This window comes from Lentzea sp. NPDC059081, assembly GCF_042738015.1.
Classification (GTDB): Bacteria; Actinomycetota; Actinomycetes; order Mycobacteriales; family Pseudonocardiaceae; genus Lentzea.
This window is the reverse complement of record NZ_JBHYGW010000014.1, coordinates 70,507-90,227: the sequence shown is the minus strand read 5'-3', so window position 1 is coordinate 90,227 and position 19,721 is coordinate 70,507. Positions and strand designations below refer to the sequence as shown.

The window sequence follows — 19,721 nt, the reverse complement described above, 5'->3', positions numbered from 1 at the left end:
AGACCAGGAGGTACAGCACGTGCGCAGGTGGGAACTCGTCGCGGACAGCTCCGCGAAGTTCTGGGAGATCGGCAGGGAGGGCACCACGGTCGTCGTCCGGTTCGGGCGGCTGCTGACGAACGGCCAGACCCAGACGAAGGAGCTGGCGTCGGAGGAGGCAGCCGAGGCCCACGTCGCGAAGCTGGTGGCGGAGAAGGAGAAGAAGGGCTACCGGGCCGTCGGCATGGCCGAGGTGTCCGACAGCCCCGCCACCGCGCCGCTCACCCGGCAGTCCGCGCAGGGGGTGCCCGGCACCGCACCGCGCGCCGAGAAGCCCGCGCCGGAGCAGACCGTCGTCGACGAGGACACGTGGGTCATGCCCAAGGCGTGGCTGCGCGACGTCGTCCGGCAGCGCGGGTTCGACCCGGCGCCGGAGTTCGCGCTCGACACCGCGAAGGCCGCCGAGGTCCGGCAGGCGCTGGCCGAGCAGGCCGGGGAGATCGAGAAGGCGCTGTCGGCGGAGCACTCGAGCGAGGAGCTGGTGGGCGCGGCCCGCGAGCACCTGGCCGGGCGCGCGAACCCCGCCGGCGCCGCGGCGGTCGCGACCGTCACGAGGACGGGCGTGCCGGCCGTGCACGCGTGGATCGCCGACCACGGACTCGTCTTCGCCGCTGTCGCGGTCGTGGAGCGCATGCGCATGGTCTTCACCGACCAGTACGACCACCGCCGGAGCACGTGGACGGGCACCTGCCTGCAGGAGGTCCAGACGCAGTTCCAGACGTCGGTGAACGAGCCGGAAGGCCAGATGCTCACGGCCGTCCGGTACGCACTGGCGGTCGCGGACGACACCGAGCGCGCGGCCGCCGAGGCCGCGCTGGAGGAGCTCGGCTCCTCGCCGCGGGAGAAGGAGGTGCGGTCGTACCTGCTGCCCGAACGGGCCGACTGGTTCGCCGAGGCGTGTGCGCAGCCCCGCACCTCGAACCGGTGGTGGATGCTGCCGTGCAGCGCCCGCACGGCCGAGGACCTCGAGAAGGCCGACGAGACGCTGAACGACTCGGCGTTCCTGCTGTCCACCGCGCTGTACGCGCTGGGGCCGGCGATGGCGCCCCGGCTCGCGCAGGAGCTCGAGCACGACAGCTACTACCGGCGCGTGGACGGGCGCAAGCAGGTGCTGAAGATGCTCGCCGCGCTGCCGACCGACGAGGCGTTCACGATCCTGCTCGACCGGCTGGACCAGAAGTTCGTGCGCGCGGCCGTGCTGTCCGCGATGGCGGCGTTCCCGGCGCGCGCGGCCCGGCTGCTGGCGCAGCGGGCGACCTCCGACGCGGAGGCGCGGCGGCTGCTGCACGCGCACCTGCAGTCGAACCCGGACCTCGCGGTCCCCGACGAGGTCGCCGCGGCGCTCGCCGAGGCGGAGGGCGCGGTCGTGCCGGAGGCGGGCGCGGACGCGCTGCCGCCGCTGCTCGCGAACCCGCCGTGGCTGAGCCGCAAGAAGGCGGTCAAGCCCGTCGTGCTGGACGGGATCGAGTCCGGCGGTTCCTCGGTGGTGTGGCTGCCCGGTGAGCAGGAGCAGTGGCTCGACGCGGCCGAGGAGTGGAAGCACGACCACCACGACTGGAAGAAGCTGCTCGCGGACTACCACGCCGGCACGATCGGCTACTACGACAACGACCTGTTCCTCCTCGCCCCCGACGACGAGCTCCGGCCCCTGCTGGCGGACTGGAAGCCGAACTACAACTACGGCGGCGACGAGTGGGGCAGGAACATCGCCGCCCGCTTCGGCCTCGACGCGGTGCCCGCGCTCGTGCGGCTCGTCCAGTCCGGCGGCACGGCGGCCGGGGTGGTGCTGCTGCCGTTCGCCACGCCCGAGGTGGCGCCGGTGATGGCCGACTGGTTCGCGCGGACCAAGCAGGCGCGGCGCTGGGGTGTCGACTGGCTGTCCCGGCACCGCGACGAGGCGGCGCGGCTGCTCGTCCCGGCGGCCTCGGGCAAGGCGGGCACCGCACGTCGCAACGCCGAGACCGCGCTGCGGTACCTGAACGGCATCGGTGTGGACGTGGCGGGCATCGCGAAGGAGTGCGGCGCGGAGGCCGCGATCGACGTCGTGCTGGCGGTCGACCCGGTCGACGTGCTGCCCGCGAAGCTGCCGGTGATCGGTGACTGGGCGGACACCCGGCTGCTGCCCCAGGTGCTGCTCGCCGGCCGGAAGCACGCGCTGTCCCCCGAGGCCGCGAGCCACCTGCTGATGACCGCGGCGCTGTCCAAGCCCGGCGAGCTGTACGCCGGACTGGTGGTCGTGCGTGAGGCGCTGGACCGCGACTCGCTGGCGGAGTTCGCGTGGGCCGTTTTCCAAGCGTGGCAGCAGGCGGGCGCGCCGTCGAAGGAGAACTGGGCGCTGTCGGCACTCGGCTGGTTCGGCGACGACTCCACCGTGCGGGCGCTGTCGCCGCTCGTCCGCACCTGGCCGGGCGAGAGCCAGCACGCCAGGGCCGTCGCGGGCCTGGACGTGCTCGCGGACATCGGCACCGAGGTGGCGCTGTCGCACCTGAACAGCATCGCGGAGAAGGTGCCGTTCAAGGGGCTCAAGTCCAGGGCGCAGGAGAAGGTCGCGCAGATCGCGGCCGAGCTGGGGCTGTCCCGCGACCAGCTGTCCGACCGCCTGGTGCCGCGCCTCGGGCTCGACGACGCCGCGACGCTGGTGATCGACTACGGCGCGCGGCAGTTCACCGTCGGGTTCGACGAGCAGCTCAAGCCCTTCGTCCTCGACCAGGACGGCAAGCGCCGCAAGGACCTCCCGAAGCCCGGCGCGAAGGACGACCAGGACCGGGCACCGTTGGAGCACAAGCGGTTCACGGCGCTGAAGAAGGACGTGCGGACCATCGCGTCCGACCAGATCCAGCGCCTCGAACGCGCCATGGTCGACCAGCGCACGTGGACCGCCGAGGAGTTCCACACCGTGCTCGCCGGCCACCCGCTGCTCTGGCACGTCGTCCGGCGCCTGGTCTGGCTCACCGACGACGGCCGGTCGTTCCGGCTCGCCGAGGACCGCACGCTCGCCGACGCGCAGGACGACGAGTTCACGCTGCCCGCCGAGGCCGTCGTCCGCGTCGCGCACCCGGTCGACCTCCGCGACGAGGCCGCCGCCTGGGGCGAGGTCTTCGCCGACTACGAGATCCTGCAGCCGTTCCCGCAGCTCGGCCGCCCGGTCCACCTCGCGGAGCCCGGCGCTCTCCTGCCGCGGCTCAAGACGTACTGCGACACCCCGCACCCGATCGGCAGGCTCCTCGGCCTCACCAAGAAGGGCTGGGTCCGCGGCGCGCCGCAGGACGCCGGCGTCGAGTGCTGGATGACCCGCCCGTTCCCCGGCGGTGGCGCTCTCGTCGTGTCACTGGAACCCGGCATCGCGGTCGGCGCCATGGACGTCTTCCCCGAGGTCGCGTTCAGCGACGTGTGGTTCTCCCCCAGCGGCCGCGGCGAGTGGTCCGCGCCGCGCAACGCTCCCGCCACCTTCGACGTCGACCCGATCACCCTCTCCGAGCTCCTCTCCGAACTGGAGTCCTTGCGGTCATGACCAGCACCCAGACGATGCAGCGCCCGCCGGCCGAGGTCCGCTTCGCCGGCGAGCTCGCGCGGTTGCGCGACACCGACACCGCCCCGAAGCCACCGGGGTGGGCGCTGAGCCTCGCCGCCGCGCGGCGGTTCGTGGTGGGCGACGAGAAGCGCGGCGTCACCAAGAAGTTCGTCGGCGACCCGTCCCTGGTGGACCGCGCGCTGGTCACGCTCGCCACGAGCCGCGGCCTGATGCTCGTCGGCGAGCCGGGCACGGCGAAGTCGCTGCTGTCCGAGCTGATCGCGGCGGCGGTGTGCGGCGAGTCGACGCTCACCATCCAGGGCGGCGCGGCCACCACCGAGGACCAGATCAAGTACTCCTGGAACTACGCGCTGCTGGTGGCCGAGGGGCCGTCACCTCGCTCGCTCGTGCCCGCGCCGATGCTGCGCGGCATGGCCGAGGGCAAGATCGTGCGGTTCGAGGAGATCACCCGCTGCCCGCTGGAGGTCCAGGACTGCATGCTGTCGATGCTGTCCGACCGCGTGATGGCGATCGGTGAGCTCAACGGCCCGGACGGCATGGTGTTCGCGCAGGACGGGTTCAACGTGATCGCCACGGCGAACACGCGGGACCGGGGCGTCAACGAGATGAGCGCCGCGCTCAAGCGCCGGTTCAACTTCGAGACGGTGTTCCCGATCGCCGACTTCGACACCGAGCTGGCGCTCGTCGAGCAGGAGGCGGCGAAGCTGCTGGAGAAGTCCGGTGTGGAGCTGGCGCCGAAGCGGGACGTGCTGGAGGTCCTCGTCAGGACGTTCCGCGACCTGCGCGAGGGCAGCGACCGGCTCACCACCGTCATGAGCACGGCCGAGGCGGTGTCGGTGGCGCACGCGGTGGGGCTGCGCGGCTGGTTCCTGCGCGGCGAGACGGGGTCGGCCGCGGACGTCGTCGAGTGCCTGGCCGGCACGGCGGCGAAGGACAACGCGGAGGACCTGGCCCGGCTGCGGCGCTACCTGGAGCAGCACGCGTCGCGGCGCACGGGCAAGCAGTGGCAGGCGCTGCACCAGGCTCGCCACCTGCTCCCCGGCTGATGGGGGCCGTGTTCGTCGGCGTCCGGCACCACAGTCCCGCCTGTGCCCGCCGGGTCGCCGCCGTCATCGAGGAGCAGCGGCCCGCGTACGTGCTGATCGAGGGTCCCGCCGACTTCAACGAGCGCATGGACGAGCTGCTGCTGGGCCACGAGCTGCCGGTCGCGTTGTTCAGCTACTCGGACGCGCACGCGTCGTGGTCGCCGTTCTGCGACTACTCGCCGGAGTGGATCGCGATCACCGAGGGACGCCGGCACGGCGCGGAGGTCAGGTTCATCGACCTGCCCGCGTGGCACGAGGCGTTCCGCGACGTGAGCAACCGCTACGCCGACGCGGAGCTGCGCTACACGGAGGTGGTCGACCGGCTGTGCGCGGAGTTCGCGGTCGACAACGTCGACGTGCTGTGGGACCACCTCTTCGAGTCCGAGGACGAGCCGAGGGGCCTGGACGAGTACTTCGACCTGCTGCGCGGCACGGCCACGGCCGACGCCGGCGACTCGGCGCGCGAGGAGTACATGGCGCGCTGGGTGCGGGCGGCGGTCGAGGACGCGGGCGACCGGCCGGTCGTGGTCGTCACCGGCGGGTTCCACACGGCGGCGCTCAAGGCCCGGCTCGACGGCGGCCAGAACGACGGCGGCGAGAACGACGGGGCCGGGTGGCCGGAGGTGCCGGAACGGGAGAAGGGGGCGAGCTACCTCGTGCCGTACTCGCACGCGCGGCTGGACGCCTTCACCGGCTACCAGTCGGGCATGCCGTCGCCCGGCTACTACCAGCAGGTGTGGGAGAACGGGTCGCGGCAGGCGGCGGACTGGCTGGTCGAGTCCGTGGCGACGCGGCTGCGCCGCAAGCAGCAGCCGGTGTCCACGGCGGACCTGATCGCCGCGCACACCCAGGCCGGCGCGCTGGCCAGGTTGCGCGGCCACGCGAACCCGGCGCGCACCGACGTGCTGGACGGGCTGACCAGCGCGTTGATCTCCGAGGACCTCACGCAGCCACCGCCGTGGACGCGCCGCGGCACGCTGCAGCCCGGCGCCCACCCGGCGCTGGTCGAGATGCTGGGAGCCCTGAGCGGGGACAAGGTCGGCAGGCTGCACGCGAGCACGCCCGCGCCGCCGTTGGTCAACGCCGTGCAGGAGCTGTTGCGCACGCACGGTCTCGACCGCGAGGGCAAGGTCGCGCTCGACCTCACGGACGCGGAGGCGTTGGAGCGCAGCAGGATCCTTCACCGCCTGCGGGTGCTGCGGATCCCCGGCTTCGAGCGCACGAGCGGCCCGTCGGCGGGCGGGCAGCCGAAGATGGACGAGCAGTGGACGCTGCGGCCGGTCGACGAGCGGCTGGCGGCGTTGATCGAGGCCGCCGAGAACGGTGCCACGCTGGTGGAGGCGGCCGGGGTGGCGCTCGAACGCCGGTCGCGGAACGCGGGGCTGGACGAGCTCTCCGCGGTGCTGTTCGACGCGGTGCTGTGCGGGATCTCCTCGTTGTCCGGCGAGGTGCAGGAGTCGCTGCGCTCCGGTGTCCGGGAGACCGGCGACCTGGGCGCGCTGGGCGAGGTGCTCAGCGGGGTGCTCGGGCTCTGGCGGCACGACCGGTTGTTCGGCACCCGGCGCGACCCGTTGCTGGGCAAAGTGATCGACGCGGGCACGAGCAGGGTGCTGTGGCTGGTCGAGGGCCTGCACGGCGGACCGGCGCCCGCCGATCCGCAGCGGCTCAAGGCGATGGCCGCGACGCGGGACGCCGTGCTGCACGCGCGGACCGCGCTGTCGCTGGACCCGGCGGACGTCGCCGGGGTCGCGATCCGGGTGAGCAACGACGCGCAGGCGCCACCGGACCTGCGCGGTGCGGCGCTCGGGCTGGCCTGGGCGCTCGGCACCGAGCCGGACGTGCGCAGGGTCCGCGGCGTCGAGGCGCTCGGCGACTGGCTCGCCGGGTTGTTCGCCGTGGCGCGGGAGGAGGTGCTGGCGAGCCCCGGCCTGGTCGGCGTGCTCGACGAGCTGGTGAGCGCGATGACCGAGGACGAGTTCCTGGTCGCGTTGCCCGCCCTGCGGCTCGCGTTCAGCTACTTCCCGCCCAGGGAACGGGAGACGATCGCGGCGACCGTGCTCGCCCACCGCGGGGTCGAGGGCAGCGTCCGCGGCGTCACGAAGCTCGGCGTGGACCCGATGGTCGTCGCGGAGGCGATGGCGGTGGAACGGCGCGTCGACGCGCTGCTGGTGAAGGGCGGCCTGGCATGACGGACCTGGAACGCTGGCGGCTGATCCTCGGTGAACCCGCCTCCCGCTGCACCGGAGGGCTGGGGAACGTGGCCTCGCGCCAGGACGCCGCGATGGAGTGGCTCTACGGCCGCGATCCCGAGCTGGCCGACCGCGGCGTGCGCAAGGGCGGCAACGAGGACTCGCTGCTGCAGACCGTCGACTGGCTGGACGAGGTCCACGCGTTGTTCCCGCGGGAGACGGTCGAGCGGCTGGAACGCGACGCCGTCGAGCGCTACGAGATCACCGACGTGGTCACGGATCCCGATGTGCTGCAACGGATCGAGCCCAACCCGGCGTTGCTGCGCGCGGTGCTGCGGACCAAGCACCTGATGAACCCCGCCGTGCTCGCGATGGCGCGCAAGATCGTCGAGGCCGTGGTGCGGCAGCTGATGGAGAAGCTGAGGACCGAGGTGCGCACGGCGTTCAGCGGCACGAAGTCCCGCCGCCCGAGCATCCACAAGAACTCGCGCAACTTCGACTTCCGTTCCACGATCAAGGCGAACCTCCAGCGCTACCAGCCCGACGAGCGCAAGCTCGCGATCGAGCACCCGAAGTTCGTGTCGCGCACCCGGCGGCACGTCGAGCAGTGGCAGATGATCCTGCTCGTGGACCAGTCGGGGTCGATGACCAGCTCGGTGATCCACTCGGCGGTCACGGCGGCGTGCCTGTGGGGGCTGCCGGGGCTGCGGACGCACCTCGTCGCGTTCGACACCAACGTGGTCGACCTGACCTCGGACGTCACGGACCCGGTGGAGCTGCTGATGAAGGTGCAGCTCGGCGGCGGCACGGACATCGCGCGGGCCGTGGCGTACGGGGCCGGGCTGGTCGACAGCCCGCGCCGGTCGATCGTCGCGATCATCAGCGACTTCTACGAGGGAGGCAGCGAGGCGCACCTGGTCCGCACCGTGAAGGACCTGTGCGAGCAGGGCACCCACGTGCTGTGCCTCGCGGCGCTCGACGAGGAGGCCAACCCGGACTACGACCGGGCACTCGGGCAACGACTCGCGAACGTCGGCGCCCACGTCGGCGCGATGACCCCGGGACAGCTCGCCGAATTCGTCGCGGAGAAGCTCAGATGACCCGATCCGACCTGCTGGCGCTGACGCCGGACGCGCTCGCGGCGCTGGCCAACCGCGGCCTGGTGAAGCGCGCCGTGAAGGAGCTCGACGCGGGTGTCGTCCCGGCGCTCGAGGCCGACGCGGCCGGTGCCGTCCAGGCCGAGTTCCCGGACGGCACCACCACGACGCTGCCACCGGGCGTGGCGCTCGACGCGGCGGGGTGCAGCTGCGGCGCGTCCGGTGTGTGCCGGCACCGCATCGCCGTCGTGCTCGCCTACCAGCGCACCCAGGAGTCGAGCGGGCCCGCCGAGCTGTGGTCGCCGGGCGTGGTGACGGACGACGACCTGGTGGCGTTGATGGGCGAACGCACGCTGCGGCGCGTCCGCCGGGTCTTCCAGGCCGGCTACCGGGCGAAGCTCCGGCGGCCCACCGAGCAGGACCAGACCGCCCAAGCCGAGCTGCCGACCTGCACCGTCACGTTCCTCGTCCCCGGTGACCTGTCCTACGTCCACACGGACGCGGTCAACAAAGACGAGGCGACGGCGCTCGCGATCTGGGCGTTCCGGGAGGCCGACGCCCAGGGCACCGACACCGTCGACGTGGGCGGTTCTCCCACCACCGCAACGGATCTGAGCGCGGTGGCGGACCTGCTCGACCAGCTGCTGCTCGACGGCGCCACCAACGCGAGCGAGGTGCTGGACGTCGCGTGGCAACGCCTGCACCGCGACCTCACGGCCCAGCGCCTGCACTGGCCGGCCGCGGTGATCACGGACGTGCTCGCCCAGCTGGCCGCGTACCGGCGCCGCGGTGCCGACTACGAGGCCGAGCGGTTCGCCGCGCTGCTCACCGAGCTGCACGCGCGGATCACCGCGACCGGGCCGCGCGCCGAGGTGCTCGGCCCGGACGAACCCGCGGAGACCCCGTTGCGCCGGGTCCGGCTCACGGCTCTCGGCGCGCGCGTGCGCACGGAGACCACGGCGGACGTGTACTTCGCGTCGGGCGACGTGGTGCTGGTGCAACGCGGCACTCCCCTGCGCACCGGCCGAAGCCTCGCGGCGTCGAACGTCGTCTCGGAGTCGGCCGCCCGCAGTGCGAGCCGGGTGGTGTCGTTGAAGACGAGCAGGGTCGCGAAGACGTCGATCACGCCGGTCGGCACGGCGTGGGACCACCTGCCGCGGGCGCTGGTGGTCGACGACTACGAGGCCACGGCCGCGCACCTCGCCGAGCTGCCGCCGCGGCAGGTCCGCGCGCGGGTCGAGGCGGAGCTGGTGCGCGTCGTCCGCGTCGCCGAGGTGTCCGACCTGGTCTACGACCCGGCGGCACAGCGCCTCACCGCCACCCTGCACGGGCCCGCCGGCGGCACGTGCCTGCTCGAAGCGACCCACCGGGCGGTGGCTCCCGGCTCGCTCGACGCGCTGGCGGCGGCGTTGCGCGCGGACCCGACGACCATCACGGGCTCGGTGCGCCGGCACCGGGGCGCGCTGGTCGTCGACCCGCTGGCCGTCCGCACCGGGGCGGGCGTGGTGGTGCTGGACCTGGCGGCGGACACGGCACCGCAGCCGCTGCAGCCGGGCATCACGGCGTCCGACCCGCTGAGCGCGAGCGTGGACAGCGCGCTGGCCGTCCTAGCCGAGGCCGCGCATCGAGGCCTCGACCACCTGACGGACGGCCTGCTCGCCCGCGTGCGCGAGGTCGGCGCCCACCTGCGCCGCACGGGTCTGGGCACGGCGGCGGACCGGGTCGCGGCGTTCGCCGACGCCCCGGCCGCGGACACCTGGTTCCGCGCGCACCTGCGGTTGCTGGTCACCGCGGACGCCCGCTGAAGCGGATCGGACCGGAGAGGACTGGACCGAGAACGTCGGGTCGACGCGCTGCGCCAGCACGTACGACTCGGCGGCCTCGGTTACCCGCCCGAGCCGTTCCAGCACGAACCCGCGGAGGTAGGCCGCGCGCGCCGCACCCCAGCCGCCCAGGGCCACGCCCCGGTCGTAGGCCTCGACCGCCTCGTCGAGCAGTCCGCACGCGGCCAGGGCGTCGCCGCGCAACGCCCACGTCCGGTCGTCGCCGGGGCTGAGCTCGGCCAGCTCGCCCGTGTACCCGACGGCGCGCTGCGCGAGGCCGACCGCGAGGTGGGTCCTGACGAGGAAGCCGTACAGGGCGTAGGCCTCGTCCGCCCAGGCGAGCCGGTCGATCTCGCTCGCGCCCGGCGTGTGCGAGATCAGGCTCTCCAGCGCGCGGCCGAGCAGGCGGTGGGTCTCGCTGATGTCGTGCCGCACGAACGGCACCGCGGCGATCGCGCGGTGCAGCCGCGCCTGGTGCAGTGCGCCGGTGAACCCCTTGCGCGGCAACTCGGACGACGCCTTCGAGGCGAGCGCGGCGGCCGCGCGCAGGGACGTCGAGTCGGCGCCCCGCGCGGCGCTGCGGAACACCACGTGCAGCGCGAGGTCGAGCCGGGTGGCGGCGGGAAGGCCGGAACGGGCGCCCGTCAGCGCCATCGCCTCGACGGCCGACGCCGGGAGGTGGCACCGCAGCACGGCGAGCTGTTCCAGCGCCAGGTCGGGCGACAGCACGTGCGTGCGCGCGTCGATCACGCTGAGCCCGATCACCGAGGCCGCGCGCCGCGGATATCCCAGGCGCAGCAACAGGTCGCAGGCGACGCGGCGCTCCGCCGGGCGCAACGACCCGAGCGTGCGCTCGTGCACCCGCCACCACAGTTCGGAGGCGAGGTCGACCGGGAACGTCGTCATGTCGGAGCCGACGCCGTCGAGCCGCCCCCAGCTGGCGGCCGTGAGCAGCCGCAGCGGGCCCGCCGGCGGCGGTTCGAAGCGCGGCAGGGCGGCCGACGCGCCGGCGACGAACGCCAGCGCCATCGCGTGGGTGATCCGCGCGTGCAGCGCGGAGGTGGGAACGGGAGCGGACAGACCTGCGTAGACACCGCAGGCGACGGGGACGCCGGCGGTGCGCAGGGCACGCAGCCGGTCGGCCAGCGCACGAGGACTCGGGTCGGTGCGGTACCGCGGCATCGCGGTCATGCGTGCCTCCCTCAGTTCAGCAGTTCCCAGCCACGCCGGGTCAGGCGGTGGCGGACCGACCGGCCGTTGCGGTGGGTGGAGACGAACCCGGCGGTGCGCAGGGCCGTCGCGTGCTGCGACGCCGTCGGCAGGCTGATGCCCACGTGCTTCGCGAGCTCGGTGGTGGTGCGTTCGGACGTCAGCGCGCGCAGCACGAGCGTCCGCGTGCGCCCGAGGGCGAGCTCGAGGCTGCCGCCGCTCGGCTGCGGTGCCGTCACGGGGTAGAAGAGCAGCGGCTGCGGTTCGGCGAACATCGACACGGCGGGCCGGCTCAGGCCGTTCAGCACCGGCACGACCAGCATCCCGGTGCCGTGCAACGAGATCTCGGACTCCCACGCCAGCTCGACGTGCAGCGCGGGCGGGAGCCACGTGATCGACGGGTGCAGGTGGCCGAGCAGGTCCCCCAGCCCGTGCGCGACCGCCTGCGACGACCGCAGCCGCACCTCCGCGTCGAACGCCTGGCGCGTCTGCCCCCACTGCGGCCAGAGCAGCTCGCGGAACGCCGTGGTGAGCGCCGCCTTGAGGTCCTGCCGCGAGGCCGCCGTCCCCGCCGCGTACGACCGCAACCACGGCGACGTCGTGCCCAGCATGCTCGCGATCTGGTCGCGCACCCGCGTCGCGGGCACGTCGAGCACCTCGCGCACGGCCTCGTCGAAGTCGGGGCGCGCGGAGTCGAAGAAGTCCGGGATGAACCGCCCCGGCCGCACCAGCTCGGCGAGCGGGCGGATCCGCGGCAGCAGCAGGCGGTCCCAGTCGCCGCTGTGCATCGTGAACACCAGCTCGTACATCGGCAGCGGCGCCGGCGCGAACCGCGTGCGCGCGAGGTCTTCCACCTCGAACAGAATCGTCAGCCCACGTCCCTTGGGCGCGGGTCCGGACAACACCATCGGCATGTGCTTTCCCCCCGGAAGTACAACCCCGCTTCCGACGGTACGCAGATTTCGTTGTCCGGTGTCAGGGCGTCCGCGGTTGACAACGATCGGTGGACAACGCGGGCTTTCTTCCGCGCAAGCTTCAGCCGCTGGTCACGGGCCCGTGGCGAGTCACGGACGCGGTCGGGGAGATCAACCGGCATCACTCGGTCGAGTGCATCGGAAATGAGATCGGCACGCTCCGCGCACAAACCTTCTGAACCGGTGCGCCGGCATTGTCACGACGGACGCGGAAGAACGCGAGAAGCGTCAGCTCGCCCGGTCCGCCTCGGCCAGCCGCGCGTGCAGGCGTTCCCTCACCTGGTCCGGCGTGTACGCCTCCCGGCGGCGCTGGTTGCGGGCCACGACCACACCGCTCGCCGCGACACCCGCGAACGCGGCGATGCCGAGCAGCTTCCAGAGCTTCATGTGCATAGGGTACGGGGCTATGCCGACAACTCTGGACCAAGCCGTCGAGATGACCCGCACCGGTGACGTGTGGGTGTTCCGCGGGCGCAGTGCGGCGGACCGGGCGATCCAGGCCATGACGAACAGCCCGGTCAACCACGTGGGCATGGCGATCGTCGTCGACGACCTGCCGCCGTTGATGTGGCACGCCGAGCTCGGCAAGTCGCTCAAGGACATGTGGAGCGGCACGCACCAGCGCGGGGCGCAGCTGCACGACCTGCGCGACGCTGTCGTCACGTGGCACGACAAGTACGGGCAGCGGGCCTGGTTGCGGCAGCTCGACCACGAGGTCACGCGGGAGATGGAGGACGCGGCGCTGAAGACCGTGGCGCGTCTCGACGGCACGCCGTTCCCCTCCACGGCCAAGCTCGCCTCGCGGTGGCTGCGCGGACGGGTTCCGGTGGGGCCCAAGGCCGACGCGTCGCTGGAGAGCGCTTTCTGCGCGGAGATCGTGGCGGTGACGTACGAGGAGATGGGGCTGCTCCCCCAGCGCCGGCCCAACTGGTACGACCCGGGCCGCTTCTGGAGCGGTGACGACCTCGACCTCCTCAACGGTGCGAAGCTCGGCAGGGAGATCGAGATCGTCGTCATGTGACCGGTCTGTCCGCAAGAGGACTGATAACCATCAGCCACTTGACCGGTGCGGAACGGCCCCAACACGATGGGAGCGGTCTCACCACCGGGAGCTGACAACGATGTCGCGACTGCTCGTCCTCGTGCTCGCCCTGCTGTTGCCCGCCGCACCCGCCGTCGCCGCGCCGACCGGCTGGACCGTCACCGGACCGGGCCAGGTCACCGCGGAAGTGGCACTGACCAGCGGAAGACTGACTCTCGCCGTCAAGCGGCAAGGCAGAACCGTCCTGCAGCCCGCCGCCGTCGGGCTCACCACGACCGCGGCCGACCTCAGCCAGGGTCTGACCTTCACCGGCCGGTCCGACCGCGTCGTCACCGACCGGTACGCCATGACGACCGGCAAACGGGTGCAGCGCACCACCCGCATGACCGAGACGACGCTGGGCTTCCGCGCCGCGAACGGCAGCTTCGACCTGGTCGTGCGCGCCGCGCAGGACGGCATCGCCTACCGGTACGTCCTGGCGCCGGCCACCATCACCGCGGAGGCGTCGAGCTTCACCGTCGCGCCGGACGCCAAGGCGTGGCTGCTGCCCTACAACGCCTGGTACGAGGCCAACCGCGTGCGCACGACCGCGGGTGAGGCGAGCGGCGACTTCGGCTACCCGTCGCTCTTCCAGGCGGGCCAGGACTTCGCCCTGCTCACCGAGTCCGATGTGGACGGACGGTACGCGGGCAGCCGGCTGCGCAAGAGCGGCAGCGGGTTCCAGGTCGTGCTGGCCGACGCGCAGGTCCAGTCGACGGGCGGCACGCCGTGGCGCACCGCGATCGTCGGCGACCTCGCCACCGTCAGCACCTCGACGCTCGTCGACGACCTCGCCACGCCCGCGAAGTACACCGACACGTCGTGGATCAAGCCGGGCAAGGTCGCGTGGTCGTGGCTCAGCGAGCACGCCAGCCCGAGCGACTTCGCGCGGCAGAAGCAGTACGTCGACTTCGCCGCCCGCAACGGGTGGGAGTACACCCTGGTCGACGAGGGCTGGAGCGCCGCGTGGGTGCCCGAGCTGATCCGCTACGCGCGGGCCAGGGGCGTGGAGATCCTGCTCTGGATGCGCTGGAGCGACCTCGACACGCAGCAGGAACGCGACACCGTGCTGCCCAGGGTGAAGCAGTGGGGCGCCAAGGGCGTGAAGCTCGACTTCATGGAGTCCGACTCGCAGGACCGCTACCGCTGGTACGACGCGGTGCTGCAGAAGACGGCCGAGCTGAAGCTGATGGTCAACTTCCACGGCTCCACGATCCCGCACGGTCTCGCCCGCACCTGGCCGCACGTGCTCTCGATGGAGGCCGTGCGCGGCGCCGAGAACTCCCCGCCCGCCGCCAACAACCCCGTGCAGTTCTTCACCCGCAACGTCGCGGGCTCGATGGACTACACGCCGGTGTCGCTGGAGACCGGCACCAAGGAGGCCACGATCGCGCACGAGGTCGCGCTGCCGGTCGTGTACGAGTCGGGCTGGACGCACTTCGCGGACGGGCCCGAGGCCTACGAACGGCACCCGCAGGCGTTGCGCTACCTCGACCAGCTCCCGACGGTCTGGGACGAGACCCGGCTGCTCGACGGCGACCCCGACTCGCACGCCGTAGTCGCCCGCCGCAGCGGCGACAGGTGGTTCATCGGCGGGATCGCGACGCGGGAACGCACCCTCAGGGCACCACTCAGCTTCCTCGGCAGCGGCCAGTGGCTGGTCGAGACCGTCCGCGACCCCGCGACCAGGGCCGACGTCGTGCGCGACCGCCAGGTCCTGAGGAGCACCGACACCCTCGCCGTCCCGGCCAGGGCCAACGGCGGCTTCGCGGCGGTGATCTGCCGGTACAGCACCGGCCTGCAGACGTGCGACCAGCCGATCCGCCAGGTCCCGCGCACCACGCTGACCGTCACCCCCACGACCACCACCGACACCCCGCCCGGCTCGCGGCTCCAGGTCGCGGGCACGTTCACCAACGGCGACAGGGAGATCCGCGACGTCAGCCTCACCGCCGTCGCACCGGAGGGCTGGACCGTCAGCGGACCGGCCGTCACCCGCACCGCGCTCGCACCGGGGGAGTCGGTCAGCGGCAGCTGGCAGCTCACGGCCGGTACCGAGATCGGCCCGGTGGACGTACCGGTCGTCGCCACCTTCGGCGACGGCGTGCACGTCGAGCAGGCGGTCAAGGCCTTCGTACCACCCCCGGTCCCCGCGAACGGAGCGCAGGTCGGCGATCTGCCGTTCATGAGCGAGTCCAACGGCTGGGGCCCGGTCGAACGCGACCGCTCCAACGGCGAGAGCGACGGCGGTGACGGCAAGGCGTTGAGCATCGGCGGCGTCACCTACGCCAAGGGGATCGGCGTGCACGCCTCGTCCGAGGTCTCGGTCTACCTCGGCCGCGGCTGCGAGCACCTGACCGCGCGGATCGGCCTCGACGACGAGACCGAGCAGCCGGGGTCGGTCGCGTTCCAGGTGTACGGCGACGACACACCGTTGTACGACAGCGGGACCATCACCGGGAAGGGCGCGGCGCGGCCGATCGACGTGGACGTGACCGGCGTCCGGATGCTCAGCCTGCGCGTCACCGACGGCGGCGACGGCAAGAACTTCGACCACGCCGACTGGGCGGAGCCGACGCTCACATGCTGATCAACCGCAGGACCTTCCTGGCCGCCACCGGACTCCTGACCTTGGCACCGAAGGTGGAGCTCGCCCAGCTCAAGGACACCTACTACGAGGTGCTGCTCCGGCACACGCGGTGGGCAGAGACGCAGTACGACGCGACGGCGGGCCGGTACCGGCGCACGGACTTCGGGTTCGCGGTCGTGCTCGGCAACGCCGTCCTGCTCACCAGGGGCAGCTACGACGCGGCGCTCGCGGGCGTCGAGAAGGACATGCTGCGGCAGCACACGCTCGCCACGATCCGGCACTTCGCGGCGAGCAACGTCCTCGCGGGCGGCACCGAGTGGGGCAAGACCCTGTTCTGGGACACCACGTTCCAGTCGTACTTCGTGCTGGCCGCCCGGCTCCTCTGGCCGGACCTCGACGCATCGACGCGCACGAACGTCGAGACGATCGCCCGCGGCCAGGCCGACTACACCACGTCGCTCGGCACCGGTGACGACCCGCGCTCCGGCAGCTGGACGCCGAACGGCGAGGAGGGCGGCCACCGCGGCGACACGAAGCTGGAGGAGATGGGCGTCTACGCCCAGTCCCTCGCCCCCGGACTCGCCTGGCACGGCGACGGGCCGGGGTGGCGCGAGGCGTTCACCCGCTGGAGCCGCAACGAGGCGGGGCTGCCGGCGGCCGACCTCGCCAATCCCTCCACAGTGGACGGTGTGCCGATCTCGGCCAACACCGCCACGAACCTGCACGACACGTTCCTCGTCGAGAACCACGGCTCGTTCGGCCCGCACTACCAGGAAGAGCTGTGGCGCACCTCCGGCCGCAACGCCGTGCACTTCCTGCTCGCGGGCAGGCCGTTGCCCGAGGTGCTGACCAAGCAACCCAACGGGGAACTGTTGTGGCGCACCATCCTGGCGACGATGAGCGACGCCGGCGAGCCGTTGATGCCGATGGTGAACGACCGCGAGCACCTCTACGGCCGTGACGTCATCCCGCTCGCGTTCCGCTCCACCGTGCTGCGCGACCCGATGGCCGCCCGCGCCGAGGCCGCGCTCGCGTCCCGGCTGCTCGCCTACCAGGCCCACCCGCCGGTGCACCGGCTGGCGAAGTTCTCCGGCGAGCCGAAGTACGAGCCGGAGGCCCGCGCCGAGCTCGCGATCAGCTACCTGCTGCACGAGCTGCGCCCACCCGTGCCACCGGTGCCGGACCAGGACTTCTTCGCGCGGGCGGCGATCACGATCGACCACGGCGACGACCCCGGCCTGCTGACCCACCAGTCGGAACGGGCGTGGGCCGGCACGGTCACCAAGCCGGGCTTCACCAAGCTGGCCTGGCAACCGCACCACGACGACTGGCTGTTCAAGATCAGCGGCGCGACGCCGATGCTGTTGCCGCCCAAAGCGGTCACCGGCCGCGCCACCGTCGTCCACCGCGAGGTCCGCGACGGGTTCGACGCCACGGCGAGCGTGCTGCGGTTCGCGGACGGGTTCGCCGGCACCGCCACGCTGCCCACCGGCACGATCGTGTGCGCGCTCCCCCAGCCCGGACGCGTGGACGTGCACAACCTCGCGATGGCAGGGATGCCCGGCCTCACCGGCTCCCGCACCTACACCGGGTCGGCGGGCAAGGTGACCGTCCCCGCACGGGAAGGGTTCCGCGTCGACGAGCTGACGTTCCCGGCGACGACGGCGCGACACGTCCGCATGGCCGGCGTCACGCCGCACCCGACCTACGGCTACTCGTTGTTCGACTTCGAAGTGGACTCACGGCAAGGGTTTCCCACCACGGCGTCGTCGTTCGACCCCGGCTGCGAACCGGCGAAGGCGACCGATGGCGACCCGGCCACGCGCTGGGCGGTCGCGCGCGCCGACCGCGGCCGGGCCGACAGCTGGATCGCCGTCGACCTGGGCGTACCCACGAGCGTCCAGCGCGTGCGGTTGCGCTGGGAGACGGCGGCCGCGGGCGCCTACCGGATCGAGACGTCGGTGAACGGCACCGAGTGGACGACGGCCGTCCAGTACCCGAGGCCCGATCTCAGCACGCCGGGGTGGCTCGACGTCGACGGACGGGCGGGCTTCGTCACGCGGTCGGGCGCGATCACCGTGCAGGGCGACACCATCACGCTCCCGGCCGGTCTGGTCGAGGGTTACGTCCGCGCCGACCTGCGGGCGATCGCGGCCGCACCGGCACCGGAGTGCCCCGCGGCCGTCCAGGCGAGCACCGCGGACGGGTTCTTGACGCTCTTCAACCTCTCGCACGCCGACGTCACCGGAACCGTCCGCCTGCACGGCACCCGCCTCTACCGGGGCACGCAGGTCACGACGGCGACCGGTACCGAGTACGCCCTCGCACTGCCCGCCGCCACCGCACGGGTCGAGGCTCCGTGGTTCACCGCCCGCGGCATCCCGCCGGGCATCACCGCGATCGTGCACGACGCCCGCCGGGTCACGTTCCGCGGCGGTCCCGCCCGGTTCGCCCTGACCCACCGCGACGGCGTCACGCTGCAGGTCGTGCTCGGACGGGGAGAGCGCACGGTGACCGTGCCCGGCGCGCAGCCGTTCCCGTTCGACGACCTCGCACTGGGCCGCGTGACGTTCCCGGGCTCGGTCCTGCCGCCCGGCATGAGCGACCCGGCCAACGCGGTCGACGGGTCCGGCCGCACCGCGTGGACTCCCGGCCGGGACGGGCGCATGGTCGTCGACCTGGGCGCGCCGCACGCCATTGGTGCGGTGAGTCTGAAGTGGACCGACGGGCTTCCACCACCGCACACCGTCACGTACAGCCTCGACGGCAAGGCCTACGGCACGTCCAAGACCGCACGGTACGTGGCGATTTCGACGAGTTGGCGACCAGAACACGCATCGCTGCGAAGTCTCGGTTTAGGTCCCGCTTAGACGGCAAACCAGAGGCATGTTCGACGGAGTGCGTTCTGCGGCGCGGGAAAGCGCGCTCAGGGCGTTGTGGGACATACCGCGACTGCGGCGTCACCCGGTGTGGCGCACCGCCGATCCCGATCGGGGCGGCGGTCTCGGTGTGGTCCTCGTGCCCGGTTTCGGGGCGGGCGGCGTGAGCCTCTCGCCGGCCGGTTCGTGGCTGCGTGCGCGCGGCTACCGACCGGTTCTCGCCGGGGTCGGGTTCACCGTCGGATGCACCGCGGACCTGCTGGCGAAGGTCCTGCGCAGCACCGAAGAGCACGCCGAGCGCACGAGTCGCCCCGTGGTGCTGCTCGGCCAGAGCCGTGGCGGCGGCCTCGCGCGTCTCGCCGCCGCCCGGCGGCCCGACCTGGTCCGCGGACTCGTCATGATCGGCAGCCCCGTCCTGGACCCGCTCGGCGCCCACCCGGACGTCATGCGCATCGCGCGGTTCCTCACCCGCCTCGCCGCCGCCGGTGTGCCAGGCCTGCTCGACGACGACTGCATGCGCGGACCGTGCTTCGAGGAACACGTGCGCACGCTCGCGGAACCGTTGCGGGTGCCCGCGATCTCCATCTTCTCGCGTTCGGACGGCGTGGTGCCGTGGCAGCTGTGCCAGGACCCGTGCGCCGAGTGCGTCGAGGTGCACAGCACGCACACCGGCATGGCCTTCGACCCGAAGGTCTACGAGCTGCTCGGTCCCCGGCTCGCCGGGTGGGTCACCGGCACGACCCGCGCGTCGAGCAGCTGTCCGTCGACCACGTCGAGCAGCCCGATCGTGCCGTGCGGCTGACGCCGCTTGTCCGTGGGCGAACCGGGGTTGAACACGCGCAGCCCGTCCCGCTCCTCGTCCCACGGGATGTGCGAGTGTCCGAAGACGACCAGCCGCGCCGCCGGGAACCTGCGGCGCATCCTGGCCCACCGCCCGGTCTTCTGACCGCTGTCGTGGATCATCGCGACCGGCAGCCCGTCGATGTCGAGCTCGACGGTCTCGGGCGCTCCCCACGCCACCACGTCCGGCCCGTCGTTGTTGCCGCACACGGCCACGACCGGCGCGTACTGCGCCAGCTCGTCGAGCACGGGAGCCACGCAGACGTCGCCGCCGTGCAGGATCAGGTCGGCGGACCGCAGGTGCGCCGCCACGGCCGGTGGGCACCGCTTCCAGAACCGCGGCGCGTGGGTGTCGGACAGCACGACCACTCTCACGTCGCCGA

12 protein-coding genes are annotated in these 19,721 nt (G+C 72.7%); 9 read left to right on the top strand and 3 right to left on the bottom strand.

Annotated features, from left to right (window positions below):
- Nucleotides 1–19: 19 nt before the first annotated feature.
- From ACFWV3_RS27820 to ACFWV3_RS27800, 5 genes are read left to right on the top strand one after another with little or no spacing between them, the layout of a single operon-like run.
- Complete coding sequence (locus tag ACFWV3_RS27820) at nt 20–3,550, top strand: WGR and DUF4132 domain-containing protein (protein WP_382415219.1); 3,531 nt, start codon at nt 20–22, stop codon at nt 3,548–3,550.
- Nucleotides 3,547–4,617: an AAA family ATPase gene (locus ACFWV3_RS27815; RefSeq protein ID WP_382415217.1), complete on the top strand. Its 1,071-nt coding sequence runs from the start codon at nt 3,547–3,549 to the stop codon at nt 4,615–4,617. The genes ACFWV3_RS27820 and ACFWV3_RS27815 overlap by 4 nt, the downstream gene beginning before the upstream one ends.
- Nucleotides 4,617–6,845 (top strand): DUF5682 family protein, encoded by a 2,229-nt coding sequence (locus ACFWV3_RS27810; RefSeq protein ID WP_382415216.1) that lies wholly within the window; start codon nt 4,617–4,619, stop codon nt 6,843–6,845. The genes ACFWV3_RS27815 and ACFWV3_RS27810 overlap by 1 nt, the downstream gene beginning before the upstream one ends.
- Entirely contained in the window at nt 6,842–7,945 is a 1,104-nt protein-coding gene (locus tag ACFWV3_RS27805) for a VWA domain-containing protein (protein WP_382415214.1), read from the top strand. Before ACFWV3_RS27810 ends, ACFWV3_RS27805 begins: the two co-directional genes overlap by 4 nt.
- Nucleotides 7,942–9,747: a hypothetical protein gene (locus tag ACFWV3_RS27800; RefSeq protein ID WP_382415212.1), complete on the top strand. Its 1,806-nt coding sequence runs from the start codon at nt 7,942–7,944 to the stop codon at nt 9,745–9,747. The genes ACFWV3_RS27805 and ACFWV3_RS27800 overlap by 4 nt, the downstream gene beginning before the upstream one ends.
- A gap of 1,220 nt (nt 9,748–10,967) precedes the next feature.
- Here the strand turns inward: ACFWV3_RS27800 and ACFWV3_RS27795 are convergent.
- The gene (locus ACFWV3_RS27795) at nt 10,968–11,888 is read right to left on the bottom strand and encodes an ArsR/SmtB family transcription factor (RefSeq protein WP_382415210.1); all 921 of its coding nucleotides are present in this window, start codon (nt 11,886–11,888) and stop codon (nt 10,968–10,970) included.
- A 288-nt stretch (nt 11,889–12,176) separates the two neighbouring features.
- Nucleotides 12,177–12,335 (bottom strand): hypothetical protein, encoded by a 159-nt coding sequence (locus ACFWV3_RS27790; RefSeq protein ID WP_382415208.1) that lies wholly within the window; start codon nt 12,333–12,335, stop codon nt 12,177–12,179.
- Between the two features lie 19 nt (nt 12,336–12,354).
- Between ACFWV3_RS27790 and ACFWV3_RS27785 the strand changes: the two genes are divergently transcribed.
- The 4 genes from ACFWV3_RS27785 to ACFWV3_RS27770 all read left to right on the top strand — a co-directional run bounded on the left by ACFWV3_RS27785 (nt 12,355) and on the right by ACFWV3_RS27770 (nt 19,300).
- Entirely contained in the window at nt 12,355–12,969 is a 615-nt protein-coding gene (locus tag ACFWV3_RS27785; RefSeq protein ID WP_382415206.1) for a hypothetical protein, read from the top strand.
- A gap of 100 nt (nt 12,970–13,069) precedes the next feature.
- Nucleotides 13,070–15,619, top strand: a complete 2,550-nt coding sequence (locus ACFWV3_RS27780; RefSeq protein ID WP_382415204.1) for a glycoside hydrolase family 97 catalytic domain-containing protein — start codon at nt 13,070–13,072, stop codon at nt 15,617–15,619.
- Nucleotides 15,613–18,489, top strand: coding sequence for a discoidin domain-containing protein (locus ACFWV3_RS27775; protein ID WP_382415202.1), 2,877 nt, complete (start codon nt 15,613–15,615; stop codon nt 18,487–18,489). The genes ACFWV3_RS27780 and ACFWV3_RS27775 overlap by 7 nt, the downstream gene beginning before the upstream one ends.
- A gap of 16 nt (nt 18,490–18,505) precedes the next feature.
- Complete coding sequence (locus tag ACFWV3_RS27770) at nt 18,506–19,300, top strand: esterase/lipase family protein (protein WP_382415200.1); 795 nt, start codon at nt 18,506–18,508, stop codon at nt 19,298–19,300.
- On the opposite strand, the gene ACFWV3_RS27765 is transcribed toward ACFWV3_RS27770, so the two are convergent.
- Nucleotides 19,192–19,713 (bottom strand): metallophosphoesterase family protein, encoded by a 522-nt coding sequence (locus ACFWV3_RS27765; protein WP_382415198.1) that lies wholly within the window; start codon nt 19,711–19,713, stop codon nt 19,192–19,194. The two genes, ACFWV3_RS27770 and ACFWV3_RS27765, sit on opposite strands and share 109 nt — an antisense overlap.
- Between the last annotated feature and the right edge of the window lie 8 nt (nt 19,714–19,721).

Bases quoted from the DNA above. Each gene is read 5' to 3' on its own strand.
- ACFWV3_RS27815 (WP_382415217.1), top strand. From the start codon at position 3,547: ATGACCAGCACCCAGACGATGCAGCGCCCGCCGGCCGAGGTCCGCTTC.
- ACFWV3_RS27810 (WP_382415216.1), top strand. From the start codon at position 4,617: ATGGGGGCCGTGTTCGTCGGCGTCCGGCACCACAGTCCCGCCTGTGCC.
- ACFWV3_RS27805 (WP_382415214.1), top strand. From the start codon at position 6,842: ATGACGGACCTGGAACGCTGGCGGCTGATCCTCGGTGAACCCGCCTCC.
- ACFWV3_RS27800 (WP_382415212.1), top strand. From the start codon at position 7,942: ATGACCCGATCCGACCTGCTGGCGCTGACGCCGGACGCGCTCGCGGCG.
- ACFWV3_RS27795 (WP_382415210.1), bottom strand. From the start codon at position 11,888: ATGCCGATGGTGTTGTCCGGACCCGCGCCCAAGGGACGTGGGCTGACG.
- ACFWV3_RS27790 (WP_382415208.1), bottom strand. From the start codon at position 12,335: ATGAAGCTCTGGAAGCTGCTCGGCATCGCCGCGTTCGCGGGTGTCGCG.
- ACFWV3_RS27785 (WP_382415206.1), top strand. From the start codon at position 12,355: ATGCCGACAACTCTGGACCAAGCCGTCGAGATGACCCGCACCGGTGAC.
- ACFWV3_RS27780 (WP_382415204.1), top strand. From the start codon at position 13,070: ATGTCGCGACTGCTCGTCCTCGTGCTCGCCCTGCTGTTGCCCGCCGCA.
- ACFWV3_RS27775 (WP_382415202.1), top strand. From the start codon at position 15,613: ATGCTGATCAACCGCAGGACCTTCCTGGCCGCCACCGGACTCCTGACC.
- ACFWV3_RS27770 (WP_382415200.1), top strand. From the start codon at position 18,506: ATGTTCGACGGAGTGCGTTCTGCGGCGCGGGAAAGCGCGCTCAGGGCG.